23 protein-coding genes are annotated in these 22,561 nt (G+C 61.6%); 17 read left to right on the top strand and 6 right to left on the bottom strand.

Going from position 1 to position 22,561, the window contains the following annotated elements:
* Positions 1 to 74: 74 nt before the first annotated feature.
* Both QMK55_RS25305 and QMK55_RS25300 read right to left on the bottom strand, forming a co-directional pair.
* Positions 75 to 2,459: an efflux RND transporter permease subunit gene (locus tag QMK55_RS25305; protein ID WP_102356537.1), complete on the bottom strand. Its 2,385-nt coding sequence runs from the start codon at positions 2,457 to 2,459 to the stop codon at positions 75 to 77.
* The gene (locus QMK55_RS25300) at positions 2,456 to 3,499 is read right to left on the bottom strand and encodes a WD40/YVTN/BNR-like repeat-containing protein (protein WP_102356538.1); all 1,044 of its coding nucleotides are present in this window, start codon (positions 3,497 to 3,499) and stop codon (positions 2,456 to 2,458) included. Before QMK55_RS25300 ends, QMK55_RS25305 begins: the two co-directional genes overlap by 4 nt.
* Before the next feature lie 459 nt (positions 3,500 to 3,958).
* Here QMK55_RS25300 and QMK55_RS25295 point away from each other — a divergent pair, with 459 nt between their 5' ends.
* The 7 genes from QMK55_RS25295 to QMK55_RS25265 all read left to right on the top strand — a co-directional run bounded on the left by QMK55_RS25295 (position 3,959) and on the right by QMK55_RS25265 (position 9,366).
* Entirely contained in the window at positions 3,959 to 4,549 is a 591-nt protein-coding gene (locus tag QMK55_RS25295; protein WP_098964278.1) for an amino acid synthesis family protein, read from the top strand.
* A gap of 31 nt (positions 4,550 to 4,580) precedes the next feature.
* On the top strand, positions 4,581 to 5,414 hold the full coding sequence (locus QMK55_RS25290; RefSeq protein WP_320330204.1) for an alpha/beta fold hydrolase: 834 nt from the start codon (positions 4,581 to 4,583) through the stop codon (positions 5,412 to 5,414).
* Entirely contained in the window at positions 5,411 to 6,892 is a 1,482-nt protein-coding gene (locus QMK55_RS25285) for an aldehyde dehydrogenase (protein WP_102356540.1), read from the top strand. The genes QMK55_RS25290 and QMK55_RS25285 overlap by 4 nt, the downstream gene beginning before the upstream one ends.
* A 12-nt stretch (positions 6,893 to 6,904) precedes the next feature.
* Positions 6,905 to 7,390: a flavin reductase family protein gene (locus QMK55_RS25280; protein ID WP_320330203.1), complete on the top strand. Its 486-nt coding sequence runs from the start codon at positions 6,905 to 6,907 to the stop codon at positions 7,388 to 7,390.
* Between the two features lie 210 nt (positions 7,391 to 7,600).
* The gene (locus QMK55_RS25275) at positions 7,601 to 7,990 is read left to right on the top strand and encodes a carboxymuconolactone decarboxylase family protein (RefSeq protein WP_102356542.1); all 390 of its coding nucleotides are present in this window, start codon (positions 7,601 to 7,603) and stop codon (positions 7,988 to 7,990) included.
* 58 nt (positions 7,991 to 8,048) lie between these two features.
* A complete protein-coding gene (locus QMK55_RS25270) occupies positions 8,049 to 8,801 on the top strand; it encodes a GntR family transcriptional regulator (RefSeq protein ID WP_102356543.1) in 753 nt (250 codons plus the stop codon).
* A 1-nt stretch (position 8,802) separates the two neighbouring features.
* On the top strand, positions 8,803 to 9,366 hold the full coding sequence (locus tag QMK55_RS25265) for an NUDIX hydrolase (protein WP_102356544.1): 564 nt from the start codon (positions 8,803 to 8,805) through the stop codon (positions 9,364 to 9,366).
* 124 nt (positions 9,367 to 9,490) lie between these two features.
* Here the strand turns inward: QMK55_RS25265 and QMK55_RS25260 are convergent, their stop codons facing one another.
* Entirely contained in the window at positions 9,491 to 9,787 is a 297-nt protein-coding gene (locus QMK55_RS25260; protein ID WP_320330202.1) for a DUF1330 domain-containing protein, read from the bottom strand.
* A 65-nt stretch (positions 9,788 to 9,852) separates the two neighbouring features.
* Between QMK55_RS25260 and ribBA the strand changes: the two genes are divergently transcribed.
* The 5 genes from ribBA to QMK55_RS25235 all read left to right on the top strand — a co-directional run bounded on the left by ribBA (position 9,853) and on the right by QMK55_RS25235 (position 15,240).
* The gene (gene ribBA, locus QMK55_RS25255) at positions 9,853 to 10,962 is read left to right on the top strand and encodes a bifunctional 3,4-dihydroxy-2-butanone-4-phosphate synthase/GTP cyclohydrolase II (RefSeq protein ID WP_102356546.1); all 1,110 of its coding nucleotides are present in this window, start codon (positions 9,853 to 9,855) and stop codon (positions 10,960 to 10,962) included.
* 321 nt (positions 10,963 to 11,283) lie between these two features.
* Positions 11,284 to 12,309: an ABC transporter substrate-binding protein gene (locus QMK55_RS25250; RefSeq protein ID WP_102356547.1), complete on the top strand. Its 1,026-nt coding sequence runs from the start codon at positions 11,284 to 11,286 to the stop codon at positions 12,307 to 12,309.
* Positions 12,294 to 13,253 carry an ABC transporter permease gene (locus tag QMK55_RS25245; protein WP_102356548.1) on the top strand — a complete coding sequence of 320 codons (960 nt, stop codon included), beginning with the start codon at positions 12,294 to 12,296 and terminating at the stop codon, positions 13,251 to 13,253. The genes QMK55_RS25250 and QMK55_RS25245 overlap by 16 nt, the downstream gene beginning before the upstream one ends.
* A 6-nt stretch (positions 13,254 to 13,259) precedes the next feature.
* The gene (locus tag QMK55_RS25240) at positions 13,260 to 14,069 is read left to right on the top strand and encodes an ABC transporter permease (RefSeq protein ID WP_025111627.1); all 810 of its coding nucleotides are present in this window, start codon (positions 13,260 to 13,262) and stop codon (positions 14,067 to 14,069) included.
* 16 nt (positions 14,070 to 14,085) lie between these two features.
* Entirely contained in the window at positions 14,086 to 15,240 is a 1,155-nt protein-coding gene (locus QMK55_RS25235; RefSeq protein ID WP_102356550.1) for an ABC transporter ATP-binding protein, read from the top strand.
* A gap of 164 nt (positions 15,241 to 15,404) precedes the next feature.
* On the opposite strand, the gene map is transcribed toward QMK55_RS25235, so the two are convergent.
* From map to QMK55_RS25220, 3 genes are all read right to left on the bottom strand, one after another.
* Positions 15,405 to 16,196, bottom strand: a complete 792-nt coding sequence (map, locus tag QMK55_RS25230; protein ID WP_102356551.1) for a type I methionyl aminopeptidase — start codon at positions 16,194 to 16,196, stop codon at positions 15,405 to 15,407.
* Positions 16,193 to 16,420, bottom strand: coding sequence for a ParD-like family protein (locus QMK55_RS25225; protein ID WP_003225727.1), 228 nt, complete (start codon positions 16,418 to 16,420; stop codon positions 16,193 to 16,195). The genes map and QMK55_RS25225 overlap by 4 nt, the downstream gene beginning before the upstream one ends.
* A gap of 64 nt (positions 16,421 to 16,484) precedes the next feature.
* On the bottom strand, positions 16,485 to 17,342 hold the full coding sequence (locus tag QMK55_RS25220) for a LysR substrate-binding domain-containing protein (protein ID WP_320330201.1): 858 nt from the start codon (positions 17,340 to 17,342) through the stop codon (positions 16,485 to 16,487).
* A gap of 109 nt (positions 17,343 to 17,451) precedes the next feature.
* On the opposite strand from QMK55_RS25220, the gene phnD reads away from it, so the two are divergent.
* From phnD to QMK55_RS25195, 5 genes are all read left to right on the top strand, one after another.
* Positions 17,452 to 18,318, top strand: a complete 867-nt coding sequence (phnD, locus tag QMK55_RS25215) for a phosphonate ABC transporter substrate-binding protein (protein WP_320330200.1) — start codon at positions 17,452 to 17,454, stop codon at positions 18,316 to 18,318.
* Positions 18,315 to 19,106, top strand: coding sequence for a phosphonate ABC transporter ATP-binding protein (phnC, locus tag QMK55_RS25210; protein ID WP_320330199.1), 792 nt, complete (start codon positions 18,315 to 18,317; stop codon positions 19,104 to 19,106). The genes phnD and phnC overlap by 4 nt, the downstream gene beginning before the upstream one ends.
* 2 nt (positions 19,107 to 19,108) lie before the next feature.
* Positions 19,109 to 19,927: a phosphonate ABC transporter, permease protein PhnE gene (phnE, locus tag QMK55_RS25205; protein ID WP_320330198.1), complete on the top strand. Its 819-nt coding sequence runs from the start codon at positions 19,109 to 19,111 to the stop codon at positions 19,925 to 19,927.
* Positions 19,928 to 20,039: 112 nt separating this feature from the next.
* Positions 20,040 to 21,131, top strand: a complete 1,092-nt coding sequence (gene psrA / locus QMK55_RS25200; RefSeq protein WP_320330197.1) for an iron-containing alcohol dehydrogenase PsrA — start codon at positions 20,040 to 20,042, stop codon at positions 21,129 to 21,131.
* 129 nt (positions 21,132 to 21,260) lie between these two features.
* The gene (locus QMK55_RS25195) at positions 21,261 to 22,556 is read left to right on the top strand and encodes an MFS transporter (protein ID WP_320330196.1); all 1,296 of its coding nucleotides are present in this window, start codon (positions 21,261 to 21,263) and stop codon (positions 22,554 to 22,556) included.
* Positions 22,557 to 22,561: the final 5 nt, after the last annotated feature.

The following is a 22,561-nucleotide window of genomic DNA, read 5'->3' as shown; positions in this document are numbered from 1 at the left end:
TGGATGTGTGAAATTCGCGGGATAAAAAAAGCCGCAACCCTCGGGTTGCGGCTTTGTCGTTTCAGGCCTGCCGATCAGTGGGCAAACAACGAATTGCCCTTCTGCCCCGCCAGTTTCTCCGGTTTGATCAGGAACTTGGCCAGCGCTGGCAACAGCCACAGCGCACCGAACATGTTCCACAGCAGCATGAAGGTCAGCATCAGGCCCATGTCGGCCTGGAACTTGATCGCCGAGAAGATCCAGGTGCACACGCCGATGGCCAGGCACAGACCGGTGAACAGCACCGCTTTACCGGTGGATTTCAGGGTCTGGTAATAGGCTTCCTGCAACGGCAGCCCGGCCCGCAGGAAACTTTCCAGACGGCTGTAGATGTAGATGCCGTAATCGACGCCGATCCCCACGCCCAGCGCCACCACCGGCAGGGTCGCGACTTTCACGCCGATGCCCATGAACGCCATCAGCGCGTTGCCCAGCACCGAGGTCAGCACCAGCGGCAGGACGATGCACAGGGTCGCCGCCCACGAGCGGAAGGTGATCATGCACATCACCGCCACGCAGATGTACACCAGGATCAGGATGGTCAGCTCGGCCTGTTTGATCACCTCGTTGGTGGCCGCCTCGATCCCGGCGTTACCGGCCGCGAGGATGAATTCCAGACCGTCCTTGTTGTTGGCCTTGGCGAATTCCTGCACCGCGTGCACTGCCCGGTCGAGGGTTTCGGCCTTGTGGTCGTTGAGGAAGATCAGCACCGGCGCCAGCGAACAGCTGTTGTTGTACAGGCCGTCGGCGCGGGCAATCGAGTTGTTCAGCACGTCCGGGTTGCGCGACAGGGTTTCCCATTTCAGGTTGCCCTCGTTCATGCCCTTGATCATCTGCTTGGACACGGTCACCAGCGAGATCGCCGATTGCACACCCTCGGTGTTCTGCATCTTCCACATCAGCTCATCGATCGGCGCCATCGCCTCGTAGCGCGAGCAGCCTTCGGTGGCGGTCTTGACCATCACCACCAGCACGTCGGAACTGGTGGAATAGTTGTTGATGATGAAGTTGTTGTCCTTGTTGTAGCGCGAGTCCGGACGCAGCTCCGGCGCGCCCTGGTCGAGGTCGCCGATTTTCAGGTTCTGGCTGTACCAGAGGCCGCCGCCGAAGGCGATCAGCGCCAGAGCGATGGAGATCGGTGCGACTTTCGGGCTGGCGAAGTTCGACAGCATGCGCCAGAACGGATGTTCGCGATTCGCGTCCTTCTTGCTCCTGGCAATCGCGCGCTTGCTGATGCCGACATAGGAAATCGCCACCGGCAGCAGGATCAGGTTGGTGAACACGATCACCGCCACACCGATGGAAGCGCCGATCGCCAGTTCGCGGATCACCCCGATGTCGATGATCAGCAGGGTGATGAAGCCCACGGCGTCGGCAAGGATCGCGATCATCCCCGGCAGGAACAGTTGCCGGAAGGTGCGCCGCGCGGCGGTCAGGGCGTTGTCCGCCTCACTCGATTGCAGGGCGATACCGTTGATCTTCTGCACGCCGTGGGAAATGCCGATGGCGAAGATCAGGAACGGCACCAGCATCGAATACGGATCCAGCCCGAAGCCGAAAAAGTGCATCAGCCCGAGTTGCCAGACCACCGCCACCAGCGTGGTGCTCAACACCGCGATGGTGCTGCGCAGGCAGTTGGTGAACCACAGCAGCAGGATCAGGGTGATGACGAAAGCGATGCCGAAGAACATCACCACCATCACCAGGCCGTCGATCAGGTCGCCGACCTTCTTGGCAAAGCCGACGATGTGGATTTTGACGTTGGGGTTCTGCGCTTCGAACTTGTTGCGGATCTTGTCTTCCAGTTCGTGGGAGAACTGGCGGTAGTCCAGCGCCAGCAGCTTGCCCTGGTCCTGCGGGTCCGGGTAGGACTCCAGCAGCGGGATGTCGACGATGCTCGACTTGAAGTCGTTGGACACCAGCCGCCCGACCTGCCCCGACTTGAGGACGTTGTTGCGCAGCATGTCAAGGCTGTCCGGCGAGCCGTCGTAGCTCTGCGGGATCACTTCACCGCCGGCAAAGCCCTCTTCGGTCACTTCGGTCCAGCGCACGCTCGGACTCCACAGCGACTTGAGGCCGGAGCGGTCGACGCCGGAGATGTAGAACACCTCGTCGTTGATCTGACGCAGGGTCTCCATGTACTCCTTGGAGAAGATGTCGCCATCTTTGGCTTCCACCGAAATCCGCACGGTGTTGCCCAGGTTCGCCAGATCATTGCGGTGCTCCATCATCTTCTCGATGAACGGATGCTTGAGCGGGATCATTTTTTCGAAACTGGTGGACGGCCGGATCAGCGTGGCCTGCCAGAACAGGAAGATGCTGACCACCAGGCAGATCAGGATCACTGCCGGGCGATTGTTGAAAATCAGACGTTCGAGAAACGTCGCCTTGTCCTGATGATGAGTGCTCAAGGAAGTCATAGCCCCGCCTTCTTATTATTGATCTCGGCGCCGTTTGGCTGCGTGGTGTGAACGCCACCCTGCCCGGTCAGAATCAGATTGCCGTCGCCGGCGGCCGTCACCGAAGACAGCGAAATGCGGTCCGGGCGGTTGAAGACACTGAAGGTTTCACCGTTGTCGCTGCTGCTGATCACCGAGCCGCCGTTGCCGACGATCACGATCGAGCCGTCCGCGAGCAGTGTCGCGCCGGACAGGCCGAATTCCAGTGAGCCACGTGCGGCTTTCAGTTCGACTTGCTGCCAGGTGCTGCCGAAGTCGCTGGAGCGATAGAGGTTGCCGCGCAGGCCGTAGGCCAACAGGGTTTGTGCCTGGGCGGTGCCAATCACGCCGAACAGCGAGCCTTGATACGGGCCCTGGAGTTTTTCCCAGGTCTGGCCCCAGTCGGGGGAGCGGAACATGCTGCCCTGCTCGCCAACGATGAACAAGCCAGCGTCCTTGACCGCCGCGATGGCGTTGAGGTGAAACTGGTCCTGGTTGTCGAGGCGGTCGCTGACGTCCTGCCAGTTTTTGCCGCCATCGGTGGTTTCCAGCAAGGCGCCGTAAGCGCCGACGGCGACGCCGTGGTTGACGTTCTGGAACCAGACGTCGAGCAGCGGCGCTTCGCGCTTGAGGTCTTCGAACTGTTTATTCCAGGTCAGGCCGCCGTCTTCGCTGGCAAGCACCTGTGCGTCGTGGCCCACGGCCCAGCCGTGCTTGTCATCGACGAAGTACACCGCCGTCAGCAGTTGCCGGGTCGGCACCTTGGCCTGGGCCCAGGTCTTGCCCTGGTCATCGGAATAGAGAATGTGCCCGCGATCACCGACCGCCACCAACCGGGTGCCGGCGTGGGCGACATCGAGCATCAGGCTTTTGGCGGCTTTGGCCGATTCGGTGGAATACACCCCGTCGGCCGGCGCTTCGGCGGCCAGTGCGGGTGCCGACAAGGCAGCACAGCCCAGCAGAGTGAGTGCTGTGGCCAGCAACGCGGTGTTGCGTAACGCCGGCGGGCGGCAACGACTCATAGACCTTCCCCTATTTATTATTGTTAGACCGTTCGGCCTTAGGGCGCCGCAAGGGTGCTCGTGGTGACTGATGGGTCACAAGCATAGCCGTGAAACCCGCAGCCCAGAGCGCCTTGGGAAGCTGGCTCATCCTATCGGGCTTTGGAAACGTCTGACAATCGGCGCCACGTTATCTTTTGTTAACCGCGAGACTGAGGTTTTGAGTGAACTCCACTGTGGGAGCGGGCTTGCTCGCGAAAGCGTCGTGTCAGCCACCATAAATGTCGACTGATCCACCGCTTTCGGGAGCAAGCCCCCTCCCACACGGGGTTGTTGGTGTACTCGAGATTGCGGTCGACGGTGAATACATCACCATTCGCCGGATGGATGCGGCAAATCTTGCATGGGGGACTTGCACGATAGGTATTATGGTATACCATCAGACGCACAGACACTCTCAATCCCCCAACGGAGCAGCTCATGAGTTTCGAAATTCGCAAGATCGTCAGCTATGTCGAAGAAACCTTCATCGAAGGCGGCAAGGCCACTGACAAGCCGGTGACCATGGTCGGCCTGGCCGTGGTGATGAAGAACCCTTGGGTGGGCAACGGCTTTGTCGAGGACCTGAAACCGCAGATCCGCGCCAACTGCTCCGACCTCGGCGCACTAATGGTTGAGCGTCTGGTGGGCATCATCGGCGGCGCCGAAAAGATCGAGGCCTACGGCAAGGCAGCAGTCGTCGGTGCCGACGGCGAGATCGAACACGCCTCGGCGGTGATCCACACCCTGCGCTTCGGCAATCACTACCGCGAAGCGGTCAAGGCCAAGAGCTACCTGAGCTTCACCAACAAGCGCGGCGGCCCGGGCACCTCGATCCAGATCCCGATGATGCACAAGGACGACGAAGGCCAGCGCTCGCACTACATCACCCTGGAAATGCAGATCGAAGACGCCCCGCGTGCCGACGAAATCGTCGTGGTGCTCGGTTGCGCCGACGGTGGTCGCCTGCACCCGCGCATCGGTAACCGCTACATCGATCTGGAAGAACTGGCCGCCGAAAAAGCCCAGTAATCACAATAAAAAGGCATTGCAGGAGCGCTCCATGATTCGGCTCACCGCTGAACTCACCCCGGCTGGCACCAGTTACCTGGCGACCGGCCAAGGCCAGCCCGTGGTCTTGATCCACGGCGTGGGCCTGAACAAAGAAATGTGGGGTGGCCAGATTGTTGGCCTCGCCAGCCAATATCGGGTGATCGCCTACGACATGCTCGGCCACGGCGCCAGCCCGCGACCGGCCAGCGGCACCGACCTGCTCGGCTACGCCGATCAGTTGCTGGAGCTGCTCGACCACCTGAATCTGCCTCAGGCAGCGGTGATCGGCTTCTCCATGGGCGGGCTGGTGGCGCGGGCGTTTGCCCTGCATTACCCCGAGCGCCTGCAAAGCCTGGTGGTCCTGAACAGCGTGTTCAACCGCAGCGAAGAACAGCGCGCCGGCGTCATCGCCCGCACGGCACAAGCCGCCGAACACGGTCCGGATGCCAACGCCGAAGCGGCGCTGTCACGCTGGTTCAGCCGCGAATATCAGGCGGCTAACCCGGCGCAGATCGCGGCCATTCGCCAGACCCTGGCCGGCAACGATCCGCAGGGTTACCTGACCACTTACGAGCTGTTCGCGACTCAAGACATGTACCGCGCCGACGACCTCGGCAGCATTCAGGCACCGACGCTGATCGCCACCGGCGAACTCGACCCCGGTTCAACCCCGGAAATGGCCGAGCAACTGGCCCGGCGCATCCCCGGTGCGAAGGTTGCGGTGCTGCCCGAGCAACGGCATATGATGCCGGTAGAGTCGCCGCGCCTGGTCAACCAGACGCTGCTGGAATTTCTCGAATTCGCACACTCCCGACAAAACCAAATAAAGGGGATCGTTGCATGACACTCGCACGCTTCCAGATGTGCATCGGCGGAGAATGGGTCGACGCCCTCTCCGGCAAGACCTTCGAAAGCCTCAACCCGGCTTCCGCGCAAGCCTGGGCCGAGCTGCCTGACGCTGACGAAGCTGACGTCGAACGTGCCGTGCAAGCGGCACAGACGGCTTTCGACAGCCCGGCCTGGCGCGGCCTCACCGCTACCGCGCGCGGCAAACTGCTGCGCCGTCTCGGCGACTTGATCGCTGAAAATAAAGAACAACTGGCGCAGCTGGAAAGCCGCGACAACGGCAAGCTGATCCGCGAAACCCGTGGCCAAGTCAGCTATCTGCCGGAGTTCTTCCATTACACCGCCGGCCTTGCCGACAAGCTCGAAGGCGGCACGCTGCCGCTGGATAAGCCCGACCTGTTCGCCTACACCGTGCACGAAGCGATGGGTGTGGTCGCCGCGATCATTCCGTGGAACAGTCCGCTGTACCTGACCGCGATCAAACTGGCGCCGGCCCTTGCCGCCGGCAACACCATCGTGATCAAGCCGTCCGAGCACGCCTCGGCTACCATCCTTGAGCTGGCACGTCTGGCCCTCGAAGCCGGGATTCCGCCGGGTGTGGTCAACGTTGTCACCGGTTACGGGCCGAGCACCGGCGCCGCCCTCACCCGCCATCCGCTGATCCGCAAGATCGCCTTTACCGGCGGCGCGGCCACGGCCCGGCATGTGGTGCGCAGCAGCGCCGAGAACTTCGCCAAGCTGTCGCTGGAACTCGGCGGCAAATCGCCGAACATCATCTTCGCCGACGCCGATCTGGACAGCGCGATCAACGGCGCCATCGCCGGGATCTACGCCGCCTCGGGCCAGAGCTGCGTGTCCGGCTCACGTTTGCTGGTGCAGGACGAAATCTACGACGAGTTCGTCAGCCGCCTGGTCGAACGCGCCCAGCGCATCCGCATCGGCAACCCGCAGGAAGACCACAGCGAAATGGGCCCGATGGCCACTGCGCAACAACTGGCGGTGGTCGAAGGGCTGGTGGCCGATGCCATCGCTGAAGGTGCGCGGTTACGCACGGGCGGCAAGCGACCCACCGATCTCGGTGACGGCTGGTTCTACGAGCCGACGCTGTTCGAGTGCGACCGCAATTCGATGAAGATCATGCAGGAAGAAGTCTTTGGCCCGGTGGCTTCGGTGATTCGCTTCAAAGATGAAGCCCAAGCGCTGGCGATCGCCAACGACTCGCAGTTCGGCCTCGCCGCCGGCATCTGGACCCGCGACCTGGGCCGCGCCCATCGCCTCGCCCGCGACGTGCGCTCGGGGATCATCTGGGTCAACACCTACCGCGCGGTGTCAGCGATGGCGCCGATCGGCGGTTTCAAGAACAGTGGCTATGGACGCGAAAGCGGCATCGATTCGGTGCTGGCCTACACCGAACTGAAAACGGTGTGGATCAACCTTTCCCAGGCGCCAATGCCTGATCCGTTTGTGATGCGCTAGGAGTCCTGCGAAATGATCGAACCCGGCATTTACAAAGACGTCATGAGTTCATTCCCGTCCGGAGTCACGGTGGTCACCACCCTCGACCCGGAGGGCGCCATCGTCGGCATCACCGCCAGCGCCTTCAGCGCACTGTCGATTGATCCGGCGCTGGTGCTGTTCTGCCCCAACTATGCCTCCGATACCTACCCGGTGCTGCGCGACAGCAAGAAATTCGCGATCCATTTGCTGTCCGCCGACCAGACGGCTGAGGCCTATGCGTTTGCCGGTAAAGGTAAAGACAAGGCCAAGAACATCGAATGGCATCTGAGCGAACTCGGTAACCCGATCCTCGCCAAGGCCACGGCGATCATCGAGTGCGAGTTGTGGCGGGAATACGATGGTGGTGATCACGCGATTATCGTTGGCGCGGTGAAGAACCTGATCCTGCCCGAGCAACCGGTGACGCCGATGATTTATCACAAGGGCAAGCTCGGGCCGTTGCCGCCCCTGGCCTGACAGATCCACACACATCCCACTGTGGAACTGCCCATTGTGGTGAGGGGATTTATCCCCGACCGGCTGCGAAGCAGCCGTAAAACCATCGCACGCGGTATGTCTGGCAAATCGCGGTTGCAGGTGTTGGGGCTGCTTCGCACCCCGTCGGGGATAAATCCCCTCACCACAGGTTTCATTCCAACAGGTGGGTATGCGTTGTGAGGAGGAATGATGAGTAACGAGAAGTATGAAAAGGGTTTGAAGATTCGCACTCAGGTGCTGGGTGAAGCTTACGTGCAGCGCTCGATGGAAAACGCCGACGATTTTACCCGCCCGCTGCAGGAAATGGTCACCGAATACTGCTGGGGCCATGTCTGGGGGCGTGAGGGTTTGTCGCTCAAGGAGCGCAGCATGATCAACCTGGCGATGATCTCGGCGCTCAACCGTCCGCATGAACTCAAGCTGCATGTGCGCGGCGCCTTGCGTAACGGCCTGAGTCGTGAGCAAATACGCGAAATTCTGCTTCAGGTCGGCATTTATTGCGGGGTTCCGGCAGCCGTGGACAGTTTCCGGCTCGCCCGTGAAGCCTTCGCCGAAGCCGACGCCGAGGCCTCCAGTTAACCCCTCGGCTGTTTAGATGCCCGTCTGGCATGGACAGCCAACATCAAGAGCGGACCCCATGAAACGCCAGCCACTCGACGACAGCTTCAAGGTCAATCGCAACCCCGTTACCCTGCGCGAAATCGTGCTGGACAAACTGCGTAGCGCGATCATGAATTTCCAGCTCATGCCAGGGGATCGTCTGGTAGAGCGCGATCTGTGCGATCGCCTTGGCGTCAGCCGCACTTCCGTTCGCGAAGCCTTGCGTCACCTCGAATCCGAAGGTCTGGTGGAGTTTGCCGACGCCAAAGGGCCACGGGTGGCGATCATCACCCTCGCCGATGCGGTCGACATCTATGAGCTGCGTTGCGTACTCGAAGGCCTGATCGTCCAGCTGTTCACCCTGCGCGCCAAAGCCAAGGACATCAAAGCCCTGGAAAAAGCCCTGGACGAGAACCGCAAGGCGCTCAAGGACGGCGAACTGCAACAGGTGATCGACTCGGTGCAGGGCTTCTATGACGTGCTGCTCGAAGGCTCGGGCAACCATGTCGCAGCCACGCAGCTGCGCCAGTTGCAGGCGCGCATCAGCTACCTGCGTGCGACCTCGGTGTCTCAGGAAAACCGGCGCGGCGCGAGTAACCAGGAAATGGAAAAAATGGTCGAGGCGATCAAGAGCGGCGACCCGCTGGCGGCGCATCAGGCCTGTGTCGATCACGTCCGTGCCGCAGCGACCGTGGCCCTCGATTACCTCAAGCGCAAGCAGGAAGAGACCGGCGCCACGCCGAACATCACCCTGCCCATCGCGCTGAAAGAACCGCGCATAGGTCACTGACATGTTCAGCCCCAGCTTTTGCCCGAAATGCGGTGGCCCTGACCTCGGTCAGCAGATACCGCCGGGCGATACGCACGAGCGCCTGATGTGCCGCGGCTGCGGCTACATCCACTACGTCAATCCGAAGATCATCGCAGGCTGCATCATCGAGCAGGACGGCAAATACCTCTTGTGCCAACGAGCGATCCCGCCGCGCCCGGGCACCTGGACGCTGCCGGCCGGCTTCATGGAAAGCGGCGAAACCACTGAACAGGCGGCGCTGCGCGAAGTCTGGGAAGAAAGCGGTGTGCGCGCGGAAGTCGTCTCGCCGTACTCGATTTTCAGCGTGCCGAAGATCAGCGAGGTGTACATCATCTTCCGCGCCATCGCGCTGGAGATCACCGGGCAATATGGCCCCGAAACCCTGGACTACAAGTTCTTCGCCCCTGAAGACATCCCGTGGGAGCAGATTTACTACCCGGCGATCCGGCAGATTCTCGAGCGTTATATCGAGGAACGCCAGGCTGGGGTGTATGGGATCTACATGGGCAATGATGACAGCGGCAAGATTCATTTCATCCGCTGAGCATCACCTCTACCCCTGTGGGAGCGGGCTTGCTCGCGAAGGCGTCGTGTCAGTCGCTAGAAATGTTGAATGATTGACCGCATTCGCGAGCAAGCCCGCTCCCACAAGGGATTTGTAGTGTGGCTTAAAGCGGGGCGATGCCTTCGACGATGACGATCTCCGCCCTCGCCCACTCCTCGCGGTAGCTTTTCGCCTCCTGATACGCCGCCGAGCGATAGCACGCCAGCGCTTGCTCGTAGCTATCGAATTCAATCACCACGCTGCGCTGTGGCGTCGCCCGACCTTCCATTGCTTCGCTGCGCCCGCCTCTAGCCAGAAACCTCGCACCGAACTCGGCGAACGCTTTCGGGGCGCGCTGGGTGTATTGGCTGTAGTGCTCGGCATCCGCGACATCGACGTGGGCAATCCAGTACGCCTTCATAGTGACCTCTTGGTTAAATTTGTATTATGGTATACCACAAATTTCATCCACATCGAGAGTCCAGCATGGCCTTCAACAGCATCGAAGAAATCATCGAAGATTATCGCCTCGGCAAAATGGTGCTGCTGGTCGATGACGAAGATCGGGAAAACGAAGGCGACCTGCTGCTGGCTGCCGACTGCTGCACACCCGAGGCGATCAGCTTCATGGCCCGCGAAGCGCGCGGGCTGATTTGCCTGACGCTGACCGACGAACACTGCCAGCGCCTGGGCCTGGAGCAGATGGTGCCGAGCAATGGCAGCGTGTTCAGCACCGCGTTCACCGTGTCGATTGAAGCGGCGACTGGCGTCACCACCGGTATTTCTGCGGCTGACCGCGCGCGTACGGTCGCTGCCGCTGTGGCAAAAGACGCCCGGGCGGAAGACCTGGTGCAGCCCGGGCACATTTTCCCGCTGCGCGCCAAGGAAGGCGGCGTGCTGACCCGCGCCGGCCACACCGAAGCCGGTTGCGATCTGGCGCGCCTCGCCGGTTTCACCCCGGCCTCGGTGATCGTCGAGGTGATGAACGACGACGGCACCATGGCGCGTCGCCCGGACCTGGAAGTGTTCGCGCGCAGGCACGGGATCAAGATCGGCACCATCGCCGACCTGATCCACTATCGCCTGAGCACCGAGCACACCATCGAACGCATCGGCGAACGTGAGCTGCCGACGGTGCACGGCACTTTCCGCCTGATCACCTTTGAAGACCGCATCGAGGGTGGCGTGCACATGGCGATGGTCATGGGCGATCTGCGCCGCGAAGAGCCTACGCTGGTGCGCGTGCATGTGATCGATCCGCTGCGTGATCTGGTCGGAGCCGAATACAGCGGGCCGAGCAACTGGACGCTGTGGGCGGCGCTGCAACGGGTCGCGGCGGAAGGTCATGGCGTCGTGGTGGTGTTAGCCAATCACGAGTCATCGCAGGCGTTGCTCGAGCGCGTGCCGCAACTGACCCAGCCGCCACGGCAGTTCAGCCGCTCGCAATCGCGGATCTATTCGGAGGTCGGGACCGGGGCGCAGATTCTGCAGAACCTGGGGGTGGGCAAGCTGCGCCACCTTGGGCCGCCATTGAAATACGCGGGATTGACCGGGTATGACCTGGAAGTGGTCGAGAGTATTCCGTTCAGCGAATAACCCAAGCCAAACACAATTCCAACTGTGGGAGGGGGCTTGCTCCCCAAGGCTCCGTATCAGTCGACATCAATGTTGAATGATCGAGCGCATTCGGGAGCAAGCCCCCTCCCACAGGGTTTTGCATTTCAGATCGGCATCTCACAACCCCAAAAAAAACAGATTCGCCAGATAACCGGTAAGGCAAAGTGCTTGCACAAAGCTTGGAATACCATAATATGATATTCCATAGACCGGGCGACCTGAAAAACCGTCCAGCTACTGCTCCCGACAGGCGGGCAACAACGCAAGCCCGCTCAAAAACACAACAATGAGGGCGTAAAAATGGTGTTGAACAAAGCTGCAACCGCGATCTTTTTTGCGGGACTGCTGAGCGTGACCGGCCAGGCCGCGATGGCCGCCGAGAGTGTGAACTTTGTCAGCTGGGGCGGTAGCACCCAGGATGCGCAGAAACAGGCCTGGGCCGATCCGTTCAGCAAGGCCAGCGGCATCACCGTGGTGCAGGACGGCCCGACCGACTACGGCAAACTCAAGGCCATGGTCGAGAGCGGCAACGTGCAGTGGGACGTAGTCGATGTCGAAGCTGACTTCGCCCTGCGCGCCGCCGCCGAAGGCCTGCTCGAACCCCTCGATTTCAAAGTCATCCAGCGCGACAAGATCGACCCGCGTTTCGTCAGCGACTACGGCGTCGGCTCGTTCTTTTTCTCCTTCGTCCTCGGCTACAACGAAGGCAAGCTCGGCGCGGCCAAGCCGCAAGACTGGACCGCGCTGTTCGACACCAAGACCTACCCCGGCAAACGCGCTCTCTATAAATGGCCAAGCCCCGGCGTGCTCGAACTGGCGCTGCTGGCCGACGGCGTGCCGGCCGACAAGCTCTACCCGCTGGACCTGGATCGCGCCTTCAAGAAACTCGACACCATCAAGAAAGACATCGTCTGGTGGGGCGGCGGCGCGCAGTCGCAGCAACTGCTGGCCTCCGGTGAAGCGAGCATGGGCCAGTTCTGGAACGGCCGCATTCACGCCCTGCAGGAAGACGGCGCACCAGTGGGCGTGAGCTGGAAGCAGAACCTGGTCATGGCCGACATTCTGGTGATTCCAAAAGGCTCGAAAAACAAGGACGCGGCGATGAAGTTCCTGGCCAACGCCAGCAGTGCCAAAGGCCAGGCCGACTTCTCCAACCTGACTGCCTACGCCCCGGTCAACGTCGACAGCGTGGCGCGCCTGGACTCGGTGCTGGCCCCGAACCTGCCGACTGCCTACGCCAAGGATCAGATCACTCTTGATTTCGCGTACTGGGCCAAGAACGGTCAAGCCATCGCGACACGGTGGAACGAATGGCTGGTCAAATAAAAATGGCGGCCACTGCGTCCCGTCCCTCCTCTGTCTCCGGGAGCGCTACCAGCGCTGCCGGTTCAGCCCACGCAAAACAGGCGGTTGCGATGCAACAAGCCCCGTCCCTCAGACAACGCTGGCGCGGCGCCGGCAACCTCGCACCGGCGCTGCTGTTCCTCGGCCTGTTCTTTCTCGCGCCGTTGATTGGCCTGCTGTTGCGTGGCGTGCTGGAACCGACGCCTGGCCTTGGCAACTATCAACAACTGTTCGCCAACTCGGCGTACGCACGGGTGCTGCTCAACACCTTTTCGGTGGCCGGGCTGGTGACGATCTTCAGCCTGTTGCTGGGCTTTCCGCTGGCTTGGGCGATCACGCTGGTGCCGCGCGGCTGGGGACGCTGGATCCTCAACATCGTGCTGTTGTCGATGTGGACCAGCCTGCTCGCCCGCACCTATTCGTGGCTGGTGCTGCTGCAAGCCTCCGGTGTGATCAACAAGGCTCTGATGGCAATGGGCATCATCGATCAGCCGCTGGAAATGGTGCACAACCTCACCGGCGTAGTGATCGGCATGAGCTACATCATGATCCCGTTCATTGTGCTGCCGTTGCAGGCGACCATGCAGGCCATCGATCCGATGATCCTGCAGGCCGGCTCGATCTGCGGCGCGAGTCCGTGGACCAACTTCTTCCGGGTGTTCCTGCCGCTGTGCCGGCCGGGTCTGGCCTCCGGTGGTTTGATGGTGTTCGTGATGTCGCTCGGTTACTACGTCACCCCGGCGCTGCTCGGCGGGGCGCAGAACATGATGCTGCCGGAGTTCATCATTCAGCAGGTGCAATCGTTCCTCAACTGGGGTCTGGCCAGTGCCGGCGCCGCGTTGCTGATCGCGATCACTTTGGTGCTGTTCTACTTCTACCTGAAGCTTCAGCCGGAATCCCCGGTTGGCGCCAGCAACGCGAGGTAAGCCGAGATGCTCCTGACTCCCAATGCCATGAGCCGCCGGATGCGCTTCGGCCTCTACGCCACCACCGGACTGATCGGCCTTTTCCTGCTGCTGCCGATCGTGTTCATCGTCCTGCTGTCGTTCGGTTCGTCGCAATGGCTGGTGTTCCCGCCGCCGGGCTGGACATTGAAATGGTACGGCCAGTTCTTCTCCAACGCCGACTGGATGAACGCCGCAGCGGCCAGCCTCAAGGTCGCCGTGCTGACCACGATCTGCGCCGTAGCCCTCGGTTTGCCAACCGCGTTTGCCTTGGTGCGCGGGCGTTTTCCCGGTCGGGAAATGCTCTATGGCCTGTTCACCCTGCCGATGATCGTGCCGCTGGTGATCATCGCCGTGGCGGTGTATGCGCTGTTCCTCAAGCTCGGTTACACCGGGACCATGTTTGCGTTCGTCGTCAGCCATGTGATCGTCGCGTTGCCGTTCACCATCATCTCGATCATCAACTCGCTGAAGCTGTTCGATCAGTCGATTGAAGATGCAGCGGTGATCTGCGGCGCCTCGCGCCTGCAAGCGGTGTTCAAGGTGACCTTCCCGGCGATCCGTCCGGGCATGGTCGCCGGCGCCCTCTTCGCCTTCCTCGTTTCGTGGGACGAAGTGGTGCTCAGCGTGATGATGGCCAGCCCGACCCTGCAAACCCTTCCCGTGAAAATGTGGACCACCCTGCGCCAGGACCTGACCCCGGTGATCGCCGTCGCTTCGACGCTGCTGATCGGCTTGTCTGTTTTGGTCATGGTGATCGCCGCCGCATTGCGCCGGCGCAACGAAATCAGCGCTTGAGCGCCAGGAGTACGACATGAGTGCCGTGATCAAAGACGCATCCCAGCAGAACGACAAGCCCCTGGTCAGCCTGCGCAACCTGAACAAGCACTACGGCGACTTTGCTGCTGTCGACAACATCTCGCTGGACATCAAGGACGGCGAATTCCTGACTTTCCTCGGCTCCAGCGGCTCGGGCAAGAGCACCACGCTGTCGATGCTCGCCGGGTTCGAAACGCCAAGCAGCGGCGAGATCCTGGTCAACGGTCAGTCGCTGGTCAATGTGCCACCGCACAAGCGCGACATCGGCATGGTGTTCCAGCGTTACTCGCTGTTTCCGCATCTGTCGGTGCGCGACAACATCGCGTTTCCGCTGGCGATCCGCAAACTCGCCGCCGCCGAACGTGACAAGCGTGTCGACGCCATGTTGAAACTGGTGCAGCTCGAACAGTTCGCCCATCGCCGCCCTTCACAACTGTCGGGTGGCCAGCAGCAACGGGTCGCCATCGCCCGGGCGCTGGTCTATGAGCCACGCATTCTGTTGATGGACGAACCGCTCGGCGCACTGGACAAGAAACTGCGTGAGGATTTGCAGGATGAACTGCGCCAGCTGCATCGGCGCCTGGGCATCACCATCGTCTACGTGACCCACGACCAGGAAGAAGCCATGCGTCTGTCGCAACGCATCGCGATTTTCAGTCACGGCAAGATTGTCGGCCTGGGCAGCGGTTATGACTTGTACCAGAATCCGCCGAATGCGTTTGTCGCGTCGTTCCTCGGCAACTCGAACTTCCTCAAGCTCAAGGCCCAGGGCAACGCGGTTGCAAGTTTTGAAGGGCAGTCGTTGTCGATTCGACTGACCGCTGGCTTGCACACGGATCAGGATGTGCTGCTGATGGTGCGCCCGGAAAAAGCCCTGGCGCTGAGCGTGCCGCAAGCGAGCGATGAGCCGTTGGCGGCGGGCTGGAACGAGGTTTCAGCACAGGTCGTGGAAGTGCTATTCCTCGGCGAGAGCCAGACCTGCAGCGTGGTCACCTCCGGCGGCACTTCGATGACGGTCAAAGCGTTGTCGGCGGCGGGCATGCCGCTTAAGGCCGGGGATTCGGTGCGGGTGCGCTGGGCCACGGCGGATGCCTGCGTCTACACCGAGTGGACCGACAGCGACCTAAACAAAGCGGCCGGCGCCCACTGATATTTCAGGCCCCCCCCCCTGTAGGAGTGAGCCTGCTCGCGATAGCGGTTCAACATTCAACATAGTTGTTGTCTGGCACACAGCTATCGCGAGCAGGCTCACTCCTACATTGGATCGCGTATCACCCTCGGGTCACCCCGGCGTCGGGCTGCGGTGACCCTTTTTCAGGTGATCGGCGCAAACCCTTCAATCTGATCCGGCCACGCCGTCAGGACTTCAAAACCTGTCTCCGTCACCGCCACCATATGTTCCCACTGCGCCGACAACGAGCCGTCTTTGGTCAGCACGGTCCAGCCGTCCGGCATGTTCTTCACATGACGCTTGCCGGCATTGAGCATCGGCTCGACAGTGAAGATCATCCCCGCCTTGAGCTTCATGCCCTGATCCGGAAAACCGTAATGCAGGATCTGCGGTTCATCGTGGTAGACCTTGCCGATGCCGTGCCCGCAGTATTCGCGCACCACGCTGAAACCTTCCTTCTCCGCCAGGCTCTGGATCGCATGGCCGATATCGCCCAATGTGGCGCCCGGCTTTACCACCCGAATACCGGCGCACATGGCGTCGTAAGTGGTCTTGATCAGGTGCTGCGCCTCAGGCGTCGCCTCGCCGACCACGTACATGCGGCTGGTGTCGCCGAACCAGCCGTCCTTGATCACCGCGATGTCGAGGTTGACGATGTCGCCGTCCTGCAACGGTGTACCCGAGGGAATGCCGTGGCACACCACGTCGTTGACCGACGCGCAGACGGTTTTCGGGAAGCCGTGATAACCGACGTTGGCCGCAATGGCTTTCTGCACATTGACGATGTAATCGTTGCACAGGCGATCCAGCTCATCGGTGGTCACGCCGGCCTTGACGTGAGGCACCAGCATCGCCAGCACTTCAGCGGCGAGTTTGCCGGCCGCACGCGATTGCGCGATTTCAGCAGGGGTGTTGATCTTGATCTGGTTTCTCATGCGCTGACGGCTTCCTGAGTCAGTTGGTGCAGATCCAGCCCGCCGTTCTGTTCGGCGCGGATCAGCAAGCGGCAAATGGCGCTGTGGTCGAGGTTGGGGTGCAGCTCGGCGAGCATGCCGATACGCATCCAGTGCTCGGCCTGCGCGTTGATCGAGCGGCTGAGGGCGTTGCTGGAGATGCGCAGGTTCTCGTGCATGTCTTCTGAAATCTTTACGATGCCCATATCCGAATCCGATACGAAGTGTATATGGATCGTATATTAGCCAAGCCTCACGCCGAATTGCAAATCAACTCAGCGCTGCGTCAAAAAACGAGGAGATGAGCCGACTCGAGCGCCGCTCGGCCAGACAGTACAGGTAGGTCTCGGTGTAGAGCGCCTCGTCTTCGATACGGATCGTGCGGATGTTCGGGTCGGCAATGAACTCCGCCTCCGACACCACACCCAGCCCCAACCCGCGCACCACTGCTTCACGCAGGGCCTCGCGACTGCCAATTTCCATGGCGATGCGCGGCTTGACCTGCGCTTCATTCAGCGCCTGCTCAAGCACCAGCCGCGTGGTCGAACCCGGCTCGCGTTGCAGCAAACGTAGCCCCTGCAATTCCTCCAGACGCACGCTGCCACGGTTAGCCAGTGGATGCTCGTGATGGGCAAACAGGATGATCGCATGACGCGCGTAACGCACCGCACACAACGCCGGATCGTCCTGGCGCCCGGCCAACACGGCGATGTCGGTCACATAGTTTTCCAGGTCCGAGAGCACCTGCGCCGAGTTGCCGACGCGGATCGACACGTCGATGTTCGGGTGCTGTTGCAGGTAACTGTCGACCATCTCGATCACATGAAACGGCCCCACCGCACCGACCTTGAGCTGGCCGCTGTCGAGCCGCCCGGAATCGCGCAACAGGTTGTGCGCCTCCAGTTCCAGCAGGCCGACCCGCTGGGCAATCGGCAGCAATTGCCGACCGACGTCGGACAGTTCGATCCGCCGCCCCCGGCGATGGAACAGCTCGACGTTGTACTGGCGCTCGAGGCTTTGCACTTGGGTGGTCAGAGTCGGCTGGCTCAAGCCCGTGGCCCGCGCGCCGGCACTGAAACTCCCATGGCGGGCAACGGCGAGAAAGGCACGAAGTTTGGCGCTGGACATCCATAGACTCCATCAATACTCAGCTGTGGTTTCGCATATTGAATTGATTGAATGACTGTCACGTGACAGCCCTAGCCTGTGGCAACTTACAACCACACCGTGAAATGCCATGAAAACAATCAAACAGTTTCTGCGTGCCGCCAGCCTCACCGTGCTCGCCCTGAGCGCCAGTCAGGTCTGGGCCAAGAACAAACTGACCATTGGCCTGATCCCGTCCGAAGACTCCCAGGCGATGATCGAATCGAGCAAGCAAGTGCTCGACGCCCTGCAAAGTCAGATCGGCATGCCGGTGGTGCCGTTCGTGGCTACCGACTACAACGGCATCATCGAAGCGTTGCGCTCGGGCAAGCTCGATGTGGCCTATCTCGGCCCATTCTCGTACGTACTGGCGACTTCGGTGGCCGATGTCGAAGCGTTCTCGGTGGCGGTGACCAAGAAGACAGGCCAGAGCGCCTACAAAAGCGTGATCCTGGCGCGCAAGGACAGCGGCATCCACACCTTGGCCGAGCTGAAAGGCCACACGTTCGCGTTCGTCGACCCGAGCTCGGCGTCCGGGCATCTGTTTCCCAAGGCCGGTCTGGAGCAAGCCGGTTTCGCGCCGGACACGTTGTTCAAACGGGTGATTTTCTCCGGTTCCCACGACGCCAGCATTCTTGCGGTGGAGAATAAAAAGGTCGATGCCGCCGCCGTTGCCGACCGCATCTTTGCCAGCGCCGTGGCCAAAGGTGTGGTGAAGCAGGATGACTTCGACATCGTCTGGAGCTCCAGGCCGATTCCCGAATCGCCGATGGTCTGGCGCAAGGCCCTCGACCCGGAGTTGAAAAAGAAAGTCGCCGCTGCATTGGCTTCGATCAAAGACGTGCCATGGGGCGATCAAGGCTTGCTCAATGGCTTCCAGGCGACCACGGACGCGGCTTACAACGTGGTGCGCGACACCGCCAAGGTGCTCGATCTGGATTTGCGGAGCCTGAAATGATCAGCATCCGCCAACTGACCAAACACTACGGCAGCAACCCGGTATTGCGTGGCATTGACCTTGAGGTCGGCGCCGGCGAATTCGTCGTGGTGCTCGGTCAGTCCGGCACCGGTAAGTCGACCTTGCTGCGCTGCATCAACCGACTGACCCAAGCCGACAGCGGCAGCTTGATGGTGGCCGGTAGCGACGCCCTCGCCTGTCCGGATCCGAGCGTGTTGCGCCGGGAAGTGGCGATGATTTTTCAGCATCACAACGTCGTGCCGCGCCTGAGCGTGTTGAAGAATGTGCTGACCGGGCGCCTCGGTTCGGTCGGCACCCTCGCCTCGATCCTGCAACTGTTTCGGCGTGACGATGTGGCGCTGGCCATGCAATGCCTGGAGCGGGTCGAATTGGCGCACAAGGCCGGTGAACGCACCGACTCGCTGTCCGGCGGGCAGAAACAACGGGTGGGCATTGCCCGCGCGCTGGCGCAACGACCGAAGGTGATTCTGGCCGATGAACCGATCGCCAGTCTCGACCCGAAAACCGCACGTCTGGTGTTGCAGTACCTGCGCGATGCCACTCGCGAACTGGGGATCACCGTACTGTGCAACCTGCATCAGGTGGAATACGCCCGCGAGTTCGGCGACCGCGTCGTCGGCCTTGCCCACGGCAGCCTGGTGTTCGACGGCAAGGCATCGAGCATGACCGACGCCGATCTGGCGCGCATCTATCCGGGGCAAGCCGCAGAGTCGTCGGCAACAACCGCGACACCCCACCTGACCTACTGCGCCGCGTCGAGGGCCTGAGCATGCAATCGCAAAACTACCAGTGGGTCGGCGACCGGCCGCGTGGCCCCCGCCGTTGTCTGACCACCGGCGCCGTCGTGTTGATCGTGCTGTGGACACTGAACTGGAGCGCCCAGGGCGCGCAGCTCAGCCTGGGTGAACTGGTGGCAGGGTTGCCGCAGATCGGCGACTTTCTCTCGCGCACCTTTCCCCCGGACCTGAGCATCCTCCCGCGTCTGCTGGCGCCCGCAGTGGAAACCTTGCAGATCGCCATCTGGGGCACGCTGCTCGGGGTGTTGCTGGCGATTCCGTTGTCGTTCCTGGCGGCGCGCAATCTGAGCCGCAACCGCTGGGTCTTTCACACCACCCGGCAAGCGCTGAATTTCACCCGCAGCATCAACGAACTGATCCTCGCACTGATCTTCGTTTCAGCGGTTGGCCTCGGTCCATTTCCCGGTGTATTGGCGCTGGCGCTGCACGGTCTGGGCATGCTCGGCAAGTTCTTCGCCGAGAGCATCGAGGACATCGATCAAGGCCCGATCGAAGCGCTGCAAGCCACCGGGGCGCGCCCGCTGCAAGTGATCGTGTTCGGCGTGTTGCCGCAAGTGATCACGGCGTGGATCGCGGTGATTCTCTACCGCTTCGAAGTCAACCTGCGTTCGGCCACAGTGCTGGGCATGGTCGGCGCCGGTGGTCTGGGCTTCGAACTGGTGAGCAGTCTCAAGCTGTTCAAATACCAGGAAACCGCGACCTGCATCATCGTCATCACCTTCATGGTGATCGTCGCCGACGCCGTGTCCAGTCGCCTGCGCGCGGCAATCCAGAGCGGTTCGACGCACTAGCGCCGAGCTGTTATCGGGCTGACCGATTCAACCCTGCGAATTATCGATTTGAGCGGTTGTCGATGGCCCCCGAGTATGGAGCCACTTCCGACAACAAAAAGAGGGATCCACCATGACTGCCCGCTTCCAGAACCCCGTCGACACCCGTTTCGGCTGGGGCAGCCTGCAAGAACTTGCGGCCATCACCGCAGAGCAGACTGTCGCCCTCGTCACCTTCCCAGAGGCCCGTGGACTGGGTCTGGTGGATCGCTTGCAGACGTTGCTCGGTGAACGTCTGGTCTACGTGTTCGAAGACGTCCAGCCCAACCCCGACGTTGCCCATCTGCGCAGCACCTACGAGAATTTCTGGCAGCACGCCGCTGACTGCGATGTAGTCCTCGCCGTGGGTGGCGGCAGCGCCATCGACACCGCCAAGGCGTTGCTCGTCGGCACCGAATCCGGCCGCTTCGATGAACTGCTGACATTGCTGGCCACCGGCAAACCGTTCACCCCGGCGCGCTGCAAGCAACTGATCGCCGCGCCGACCACCGCTGGCACCGGCAGTGAAGTCACGCCATGGGCGACGATCTGGGACAGCGCCAGCCAGAAAAAATACTCGCTGCACCTGGATTGCACCTGGCCGCGCGTGGCGATCATCGACCCGCAACTGATGCTCACCGTGCCGGCCGGGGTCACCGTGTCCACCGGACTCGACGCGTTGTCCCACGCGCTGGAAGCGATCTGGAACGTCAACGCCAATCCGGTCTCCGACACCTTCGCAATCTCGGCGATCGAGGACATTCTGGAATGCCTGCCGCGCCTGCAAAAAGACTTGCCCAGCCAGGAGCTGCGCACGCGCATGGCCCTCGCCGCACTCAAGGCCGGTCTGGCGTTTTCCAACACCAAGACCGCGCTGGCGCATTCGATTTCCTATGAGATGACCCTGCGCCACGGCCTGCCCCACGGCATCGCCTGCTCCTTCACCCTGCCGTTGGTGCTGGGCCTGGCCTGGGGGCATGACGCCACCCGTGACCACACGCTGCAGCGCGTGTTCGGTGATGACTTGCCAAAGGCTCAGCAGCAACTGCGCGAATTCCTGCACAGCCTCGGAGTGAAGACCGAGTTTGCCGATTACGGCGTCTCGGTCAAGGACGCCGAAGCCATCATTCACCTGGCGATGCAGGGCGCACGCGGCAAGAACTTCATCGGATCGCAAGCCGCCTGACTGATCGCCAGACCTGCTCAACCCAAGCACAGCCAGCGGCGTAAAGCTGCGGTGATTTCCTGCTGCACCAAAAAAGAGTGCACCCGCCGACGACAACCGGCGGGAACCCACAACAATAAGGAAAAGATCATGAATCGTGCTCAAACCATGCCTGGTCTCGCCGTACGTTCTGCCTCGTTCCGGGTCGCCCAGTGGCGCATGCTGCTCGCAGCGATGTTCTGTTACCTGTTTTTCTATACCGGGCGGCAAACCTTCGGTTTTGCCATTCCCGGGATTCAGGCCGAATTCGGTCTGAGCAAGGAAACCCTCGGCTGGGCCTCCGCCGCCATGCTCTGGGCCTACGCCATCGGTCAAGCGATCAATGGCAACCTGGCCGACAAATTCGGTGGCCGGCGGATCATGACCCTCGGTGCGATACTGTCTTGTGGCGCCAACTGGGTCACCAGTTTCGCCGGTGGTTTCACCAGCCTGATCCTGCCGTGGGGCGTCAATGGCTACTTCCAGGCACTGGGCTGGGCGCCGGGCAGTCGCCTGATTTCCAACTGGTGGAGCGCCGGCGAGCGCGGCAAGGTTTACGGTTTCTACACCTTCGCCGCCGGTTGCGCTTCGATCCTGTCGTACATCACCTCCATCGTCGTGCTGCAAGTGCTGCAACTGGAATGGCGCTGGATCTTCCGTTTGCCGGTGCTGCTGATGCTCGCTGGCGGCATCCTGTTCTATCTGATTGCCCGCGAACGGCCGCAGGATCTGGGCTTCGAACCGGTGGCCGATACCGGTGTGGCCAACGCCGACGACAAACATCAGGAAGCTACGCACGGTGAAGTCGAGTCATCGGCGCAGCGCTACAAAGCCGTGCTGAAAAACGCTCGCTTGCTCATCGCTGCCGTGTCGCTGGGCTTTCAGAATGCCGCGCGCTACGGCCTGATCGTCTGGGTGCCGGTGCATTTCCTCGGCGCCAACTGGAAGAGCGGCGACAGCCTGGTCGACCCGAAGTGGATCACCGTCGCCCTCCCCGTCGGCATGGCAGTCGGCGCCTTGAGCAACGGCTGGGTCTCGGACAAGCTGTTCGGCTCCAGACGCTACCTGGCGATCATGCTCTACATGCTGCTGGGCGCCGCCACCAGCCTGTGGATGTGGAGCCTGCCGCCTCACAGCACAGTCGGTCTGGTGGCGTTGTTCCTCTGTGGTTTCTTCGTCTACGGCCCGGCGTCAAGCTTCTGGGCGCTGTGCCCGGACCTGGTGGGTGCCAAGCGCGCCGGCACCGCGACCGGGGTGATGAACTTCTCGTCCTACCTGTTTGCCGGCCTTGCCGAACCGATGATCGGTCGTCTGCTTGACTCTACGGCAAATACGTCTCTGATCTTCATAGTGGTCACCAGCGCCTGCCTGTGCAGCGCGGCGGTGGCAATGTTCATCCGACGCTGACGGGG

The organism is Pseudomonas sp. P8_229 (assembly GCF_034008635.1).
Taxonomy (GTDB): Bacteria; Pseudomonadota; Gammaproteobacteria; order Pseudomonadales; family Pseudomonadaceae; genus Aquipseudomonas.
The sequence above is the reverse complement of the archived record's forward strand: the minus strand, read 5'-3'. Positions and strand labels throughout refer to the sequence as shown.